General features: G+C 38.0%; 7 protein-coding genes and 7 tRNA genes. 1 reads left to right on the forward strand and 13 read right to left on the reverse strand.

The features are described from left to right. The 4 genes from CWO92_RS22995 to sigW all read right to left on the reverse strand — a co-directional run bounded on the left by CWO92_RS22995 (window position 1) and on the right by sigW (window position 3,362). Window positions 1-1,233, reverse strand: a complete 1,233-nt coding sequence (locus CWO92_RS22995) for a CdaR family protein (protein ID WP_101356538.1) — start codon at window positions 1,231-1,233, stop codon at window positions 1-3. Further along, complete coding sequence (gene cdaA / locus CWO92_RS23000; RefSeq protein WP_101356539.1) at window positions 1,226-2,053, reverse strand: diadenylate cyclase CdaA; 828 nt, start codon at window positions 2,051-2,053, stop codon at window positions 1,226-1,228. Before cdaA ends, CWO92_RS22995 begins: the two co-directional genes overlap by 8 nt. 113 nt (window positions 2,054-2,166) lie before the next feature. Then, entirely contained in the window at window positions 2,167-2,793 is a 627-nt protein-coding gene (locus CWO92_RS23005; RefSeq protein ID WP_101356540.1) for an anti-sigma factor family protein, read from the reverse strand. A 5-nt stretch (window positions 2,794-2,798) separates the two neighbouring features. After that, entirely contained in the window at window positions 2,799-3,362 is a 564-nt protein-coding gene (gene sigW, locus CWO92_RS23010; RefSeq protein ID WP_101356541.1) for an RNA polymerase sigma factor SigW, read from the reverse strand. A gap of 199 nt (window positions 3,363-3,561) precedes the next feature. Between sigW and CWO92_RS23015 the strand changes: the two genes are divergently transcribed. Then, window positions 3,562-3,726, forward strand: a complete 165-nt coding sequence (locus CWO92_RS23015) for an aspartyl-phosphate phosphatase Spo0E family protein (protein WP_101356542.1) — start codon at window positions 3,562-3,564, stop codon at window positions 3,724-3,726. A 37-nt stretch (window positions 3,727-3,763) separates the two neighbouring features. Here the strand turns inward: CWO92_RS23015 and rocF are convergent, their stop codons facing one another. The 9 genes from rocF to CWO92_RS23065 form a co-directional block, all read right to left on the reverse strand. After that, window positions 3,764-4,663 carry an arginase gene (gene rocF, locus CWO92_RS23020; protein WP_101356543.1) on the reverse strand — a complete coding sequence of 300 codons (900 nt, stop codon included), beginning with the start codon at window positions 4,661-4,663 and terminating at the stop codon, window positions 3,764-3,766. Window positions 4,664-4,790: 127 nt separating this feature from the next. Further along, a complete protein-coding gene (locus CWO92_RS23025; protein WP_101356544.1) occupies window positions 4,791-5,762 on the reverse strand; it encodes a cation diffusion facilitator family transporter in 972 nt (323 codons plus the stop codon). A gap of 312 nt (window positions 5,763-6,074) precedes the next feature. Continuing rightward, window positions 6,075-6,147 (reverse strand) — tRNA-Lys (locus CWO92_RS23035). A 60-nt stretch (window positions 6,148-6,207) separates the two neighbouring features. Continuing rightward, window positions 6,208-6,282 (reverse strand) — tRNA-Gln (locus CWO92_RS23040). Window positions 6,283-6,341: 59 nt separating this feature from the next. Next, window positions 6,342-6,425: transfer RNA gene (locus CWO92_RS23045), tRNA-Tyr, on the reverse strand. A gap of 8 nt (window positions 6,426-6,433) precedes the next feature. Beyond that, window positions 6,434-6,509 (reverse strand) — tRNA-Thr (locus tag CWO92_RS23050). A gap of 162 nt (window positions 6,510-6,671) precedes the next feature. Further along, window positions 6,672-6,747 (reverse strand) — tRNA-Val (locus CWO92_RS23055). A gap of 11 nt (window positions 6,748-6,758) precedes the next feature. Beyond that, window positions 6,759-6,833: transfer RNA gene (locus CWO92_RS23060), tRNA-Glu, on the reverse strand. Between the two features lie 21 nt (window positions 6,834-6,854). Next, window positions 6,855-6,927 (reverse strand) — tRNA-Thr (locus CWO92_RS23065). Between the last annotated feature and the right edge of the window lie 31 nt (window positions 6,928-6,958).

Raw genomic sequence — 6,958 nt, forward strand, 5'->3', positions numbered from 1 at the left:
CTATGCATTACTCTGATTTTTTTCTGTTAGTCGAATTTTTGCCTTTTTACTGGACAACTCCCATGATATGTCATTAGGTCCCTTTACCTCTATGTTCACATCATGATCACCTGGTTTCAATCCTGATAAATCCAGAAACACATCAAAATCATGTTCATCTATGTTGTCAAGCGCTTGACTTGTACCTGTTACATTTAAATCTACAAGGCCATCGGGAGGGGATAGGAATTCCAGATCGTAATTATCATCCAAACCCTCAGTGCTTACTTTGATATTAGAAAGTTTCTTTTCTTCTATCTTGTCACGCACCTTTACCTTAACCTTCACTGACCCTGGATCGAGTTTGTTGACACCTTTTGGAGTCTTTAAGGGAACGCTGAGATCCGTATCCTTATCAATCTTACTAATGTCCACATCAAGGGTTAAAGCATCAATCGATTTTAATACATCGCTTCTTCCGTATATTGTTACACTTTTGGGTTCCGTCGAAATACTATCAATAACCACTCCATCCTTTTCTGACCCGGTTGGGTTAACGGTTATTGGCACTGTTTTGCTTGGGTTATTTACCTTTACGGAAACATCAACAGTAGCTGGATCCACTGAAACGTCTAATTTATTTAAGTTTCTGTCCAGAACTTGTACCCACGCATTCTTTGTTAAATCAGCATTAATTTGTTTATTAACATTTAATGCCGCTCTAACATAACTAATCTGGTCAACGATATCCTTTGCACCAGTGATTTTTACTGTTTTGGGATTAACTGTCGGTTGCCCCGCTTCAAATCCCTCCGCCAATAAGTCTGAATTAAATTCAGCTGAAACAGGCTTTTCAACTGTAACCTTTTCCTGTACGGATACTTCTACCACTGATGGAGATATTTTTGCTTGTAACTTATCGGAAAGATCTTTTGTCTTCAGTTTAACCCGTTGACGGCCAATCTTGGCATTGCTTAAATCCACATACACACTGAAATCTTTAGAGCTTTTTGCAAACTCAACGAGATTATTTGGTCCAGAAAGAGTTACCTCTACCGTTTTAGGGACTCCCGAAACAACGGTATTTTCCTCATCATAATAAAGGACAACAGGCATTTGAACCGTTGCTTCCCCGGCACTTGATTTTCTATTTTTAAAAAGGCTTTGACTATCATGCACTGAAGTAAATAATAAAAGTGCCAGGAGCAGTGCAAGAATTCTCATAAACCACTTGCTTTCCATAAATTTATCCATGCTTCTTCACCCTCCAATTCCACTTTGATGAGGAAGCCTGTTTATCATGATTTAAATCAAAAAGTTCTTTCTCCAATAATTGTTTGAATTGCTCAATCGTAAGGTCACGATGTAATTCACCATTTTTCGTTAAAGAAACGCCGCCTGTTTCCTCAGAAACAACAATCGTCACACTATCTGTTACCTCACTGATCCCGATAGCAGCACGATGCCTAGTACCAAGTTCTTTTGAAATAAAAGGACTTTCTGACAGAGGCAAATAACATGCTGCCGCGGCAATTTGGTTTTTCTGGAGAATAACAGCACCATCATGCAAAGGAGTGTTCGGAATGAATATATTGATTAAAAGCTCCGAGGATATCGTTGAATTTAACGGTATGCCCGTCTCTATGTAATCACTCAATCCTGTTTCCCTTTCAAATGAGATTAATGCGCCAATTCTACGTTTTGCCATATAGCTGGTCGCTTTGACAAGGGCTTCAATAATCCGGTTACGTTCTTCATCCTCCTGAACATTTCCGCGCGAGAAAAGTCTTCCCCGCCCTAATTGTTCGAGTGCTCTTCTTAATTCTGGCTGAAAGATGATGATTACACCTAAGAACCCCCATGTAATCACTTTGTCAATCATCCAACTTAATGTATTAAATCCAAGAACACCACTTAATGCCCTAGCAAGAACGATGACGATGATTCCTTTTAACAGTTGAACCGCTTTAGTACCGCGAATCACCATTAACAGTTTATATATCACGAACCAAACGAGGAGTATGTCAACTATGCTGGATAGATAATCTAAGACAGTGAAATTAGCGAACGACATCTTTTATCCTCCATTAGTTTTTTATCAAAAATGCTTAGTTATTATTATACCACATTACGAGAAAACAAAAGAAAAAGGAAACAATCTTATAAATATTGCTTCCTAAGCCCCATTTATTTAAAGTAATTTACGATTTTTTTGCCTATATCCTTCATTTCAAACCAGAGCCAATCGTAAATCTCATTAATTTCTTCTACATTTCCAGAAACATTTCCTGCAGATGCCATATACTTTTTTCCATTAATAACGGTAACATCTCCTTCTACTTTCCCATCTACACGAAGGTTACCATTTTTCACTATTAAATTTCCTTTAATAACCTCCCCCTTTGGGACAATCACCGTATGTTCTTTTACAATTAAGTGAGGATTTTTTGTAAAAGAAAACTCCTGATCATTATTCCATGTAGAGAAGATTGTACCGCCCATTAAAATAATAAATACTGCAGCAGCTACCAAGAATGGATGGACTCTAATCCAGCGCTTTATTCCTACTTTAAGTTGCTCCTTAGGCAACTGCTCCATTACTTTATTGGTAAAATCGCTCGGTGTAGATAAAAGTGAACTGCTTTTAATAAAAGCATCTGTTTTCTTAAGTTCTTGAAAATGCCTCATGCAAGCAGGACATTGCTGCAAATGTTCTTTAAGCACTTGTTCTTCATTCGCTGTTAGTTCACCATCTAAATAATTATGCATATAGAGAATTATTTCTTCAGAACAAGTATTCAATTTCGTTCTCATCCTCTCTATAAATTTCGAAGTTGCTTTCGAAGTGCTTCTCTTCCACGATGTATCCTTGTTTTAACCGTTCCAAGTGGCAAGTTCATAATCTCACTTATCTCATTTAAGGATAAATCGTCTATATATTTCAGTACTATAACCGAACGATATTTTTCAGGTAAACGGTAAATAGCTTGTTGAACATGTTCTTGCAATTCAATATTTTCCACTTCCACGTCAGGTAATCGATCATTGGAAGGAATTTGAGAATACAGAGTAAGTCCGTCCGTCCCAGATACTTCGGCATCTAAATAATAATCGGGTTTCTTCCTCCGTAATCGGTCAATACATAAATTCGTCGCTATACGATAGAGCCAGGTAGAAAATTTACGTTCTTGTTTAAAGCTTTCAATATTCAAATATGCCCGGATAAAAGCCTCCTGTGCAACTTCCTCGGCATCATGGCGATTCCCCAACATACGATAACATATTTGAAAAACCTTGTCTTTAAATAATTCTACTATGTCTTCATACGCATTCCGATCACCTTTTATAACTTGCTTAATTCTCTTTTTTACAAGCATTTCCATCTAGCTTCCCTCCGCCCCAGCGGCTATACATTGTTACGAATGAATAGCAAAAAGGTTTCAAAAAAATCTATACATCTATATTATCAAATATTTACCAATGAATGTTTTATTTTTTTTTAAAATGGATAAACAGTAAATAATAAACGGAAATACAAGCATTAGGAAATTATGTCATATTCGGAAAGAGGGGGCCTTTTATATGAAGATGCAAGAGATAATAGCGAATATTGAAGAAAAACGTAAAGAAATGATTGAAATTGCATTAACATCCTCTTTTAACGATGAAAAGGTTATACAAGCAAGTGATAAATTAGATCAACTTCTCAATCAATACGAAGCTTTAAAAAATAGCAATAAAAAATAATAAAGCAGTAGTCTATAAAACTACTGCTTCATTACCACTATAATAGCTTTTCCCCAAATAGTGAACACATTAAACTTACAGCAACATCTGCGGTTTTATTTTTATCGTCAAGAATAGGATTTACTTCCACAAACTCAGCAGATGTGATAATCCCCGATTCCGCAAGCATTTCCATTGCCAGATGACTTTCCCGATAGCTTATCCCACCCATCACAGGGGTCCCTACACCCGGACACTCATTTGGGTCTAAACCATCTAGATCTAAGGATAAATGCACACCATCTGTTCGGTCCTTAAAAAATTCAATTGTTTCCTCCATTACTCTTGTCATACCAAGACGATCTATTTCATGCATGGTATACACTTTAATACCTCTATCTTTAATTAACTCTCTTTCGCCTTCATCTAAATCTCTCGCACCAATAATTACAATATTTTCATATCTTACCTTTGGGCAATATCCACCTATATTTGTTAAAGTTTCATGTCCTAAACCTAAACTAGCGGCAAGCGGCATTCCGTGAATGTTCCCTGAAGGGGAAGTTTCCGGTATATTTAAATCTCCATGTGCATCATACCAGATAACACCAAGATTTTTATAATGTTTAGAAATTCCTGCTAAAGTTCCGATTGCTATACTATGATCTCCCCCTAAGACTAAAGGAAAGTCACCCTTTTCTACAATCTCATTTACTTTTGAAGCTAATATTTCACTCGCATCCGCAACCGCTTTCAAATTTCTCAAATTGGATTCTGCATCATGCAATCTTTCTGCCTTGCCTATTTCAATATCATCCATATCATGAACGGTATATCCAAGCTTTTCAATTCGCTCCACAACATCAGCATATCGAATCGCACTCGGTCCCATATTAACCCCTCTGCGCATTTGCCCTAAATCCATTGGAACTCCTAAAATGGAAATATTCTTTTTCATCGAAGAATTCCTCCTTTTCCCTTTATACGCATATTTTATACAGGAATAAGAAATGACTCAACTCGACAATTTTCTGTATATATATGCAATTAAAAAAGCTGTGGAAATTTTCCGCAGCTCATGGTATTCATTCGTTCTTTTCTTTTTCTTCTTTCCAATTGGCCACCCCATCATCCTCATCAAACTCAATTAATACATCTACTACTCCCTTTTCTTCCAGGATTCTTTGTTCCAACCGGTCTTTTATATCATCTGCTTCTGCCACTGTCAGGGTTGGATCCACCTCAATTTCTAATTCAACATGAAGGTCCTCTCCTTCTTTAATTACTGTGACATCCTGAATATCTTTAACAGAAGGATCATTCATTACAATCAATCCAATTTTATCTTCCATTTCCTCATCTGCTTCACCTATTGCACCGGCTGCATTATCCAGAAAAACCTTGCCAACTACAATAAACATCAAAATACCAATTAAGATGGAGGCAATTCCTTCTGCCTGGTGAAAAGTAGAGAAATGAGAAATCACTACTGCCAGAATAGCAAGTAGCCCGCCACCTGTAGCAACCGTATCTTCTAGAAAGACTAATTTTGTTGCAGGTTTCGCCTTAGAGAAGCCTTTTATACTTTGTATCACAATATTAAACCCTTTTGCTTCCACTCCCACGCTATGGACAATTTCCTTCATTGCTTTAAAAAGCACTAACGATTCAAGTATAACCCCAGCACCTAACACAACGATATTAATAATAAATCCATGTGACGCGGTAGGATGTAAAATATGCTCAAAACCCTCTTTAATTGTTTCAAAAGACATAATGCCTACTATTAAAACAGCACCTAATAAAACAAGGTTTACCAGTCTCCCAAACCCATTTGGAAAACGGTCTGTAGGAGCCTTCTTACTTAAAGCCGATCCAATAAAAACGAATAATTGATTTGCAGCATCCCCTAAACTATGCATTGTCTCTGCAAACATCGCAACATTTCCCGTTAGAAAGAAGGCAATCCCTTTTATGATAGAAATGATCGTATTTACAATAGCAGCCAATAAAGCTGATTTATTACCACCTTTTAAAAGCTTAAATAACTCTGCCATCCATTACCTCCAAATAAATTTATTATTTTATTATACATTAGGATTTTGTATTTTTTGTTATTTTATAGTGGATATTTTTTGAAAACTGTAATGGTTAGTAAGTTTATTTGGTGTTGGGGTATTGCATTTGTCTGTGAATGAAGGGTAAAAAAGGTGGAAATTTGATTGGTGAGGATAGACAGCTTCGTAGTAAGTTACTTGACATACAGAGGTTCCATCATTTAGCAATGATTTTATATCACTTCCACGGATTCAGTATCCGCGCTAAAAATAAAAAAGGCCTGATTTTACAATCAAGACCTAAAAATTGGATGAGCCATGAAGGACTCGAACCTTCGACCCTCTGATTAAAAGTCAGATGCTCTACCGACTGAGCTAATGGCTCGTAATACCTTTAGTATGTACTTTGTAATCGTTCTTTATGTTCAAAATAGAACAAAAAAAATGGCTGGGCTAGCTGGATTCGAACCAACGAGTGACGGAGTCAAAGTCCGTTGCCTTACCGCTTGGCTATAGCCCAACGAAAAGAAAAAAGACATTCATAGTATGTCCGAAAGGTTTTATCCATATTCATAAAAATGGTGGAGGGGGACGGATTCGAACCGCCGAACCCGAAGGAGCGGATTTACAGTCCGCCGCGTTTAGCCACTTCGCTACCCCTCCGAAACCAATGGTGCCGGCCAGAGGACTTGAACCCCCAACCTACTGATTACAAGTCAGTTGCTCTACCAATTGAGCTAGACCGGCATTTTTGAAATATTAAACTGCTGATTAACTACTAATTAAAATGGTCTTCCAGCTCTCAGAAAGTTCGTCTAAGTAGCATCCCAAGCTGTAAGCTAAACTTGCTTCGTAGCTGCTCAATCGTGCTCTACCAATTGAACAAGGCTGGATAATAGATATTTTTCATGGTGGAGGATGACGGGATCGAACCGCCGACCCCCTGCTTGTAAGGCAGGTGCTCTCCCAGCTGAGCTAATCCTCCAAATATTATAGTGGTGACCCGTACGGGATTCGAACCCGTGTTACCGCCGTGAAAGGGCGGTGTCTTAACCGCTTGACCAACGGGCCAATCTAGATGTTATGTAGGTAAGCTTCCAACCGGGCTCGAACCGGTGACCTCTTCCTTACCATGGAAGTGCTCTACCTGCTGAGCTATGGAAGCAATGGCTCCGCAGGTAGGATTCGAACCTACG

Origin of the sequence: Heyndrickxia camelliae (assembly GCF_002844575.1) — a bacterium.
Lineage (GTDB): Bacteria > Bacillota > Bacilli > Bacillales > Bacillaceae_C > Margalitia > Margalitia camelliae.

Coding starts and splice junctions, on each gene's coding strand:
- CWO92_RS23025 (WP_101356544.1), bottom strand. CDS start 5,762: ATGGCAGAGTTATTTAAGCTTTTAAAAGGTGGTAATAAATCAGCTTTA.
- CWO92_RS23005 (WP_101356540.1), bottom strand. CDS start 2,793: ATGAGAACGAAATTGAATACTTGTTCTGAAGAAATAATTCTCTATATG.
- sigW (WP_101356541.1), bottom strand. CDS start 3,362: ATGGAAATGCTTGTAAAAAAGAGAATTAAGCAAGTTATAAAAGGTGAT.
- CWO92_RS23015 (WP_101356542.1), top strand. CDS start 3,562: ATGAAGATGCAAGAGATAATAGCGAATATTGAAGAAAAACGTAAAGAA.
- CWO92_RS22995 (WP_101356538.1), bottom strand. CDS start 1,233: ATGGATAAATTTATGGAAAGCAAGTGGTTTATGAGAATTCTTGCACTG.
- rocF (WP_101356543.1), bottom strand. CDS start 4,663: ATGAAAAAGAATATTTCCATTTTAGGAGTTCCAATGGATTTAGGGCAA.
- cdaA (WP_101356539.1), bottom strand. CDS start 2,053: ATGTCGTTCGCTAATTTCACTGTCTTAGATTATCTATCCAGCATAGTT.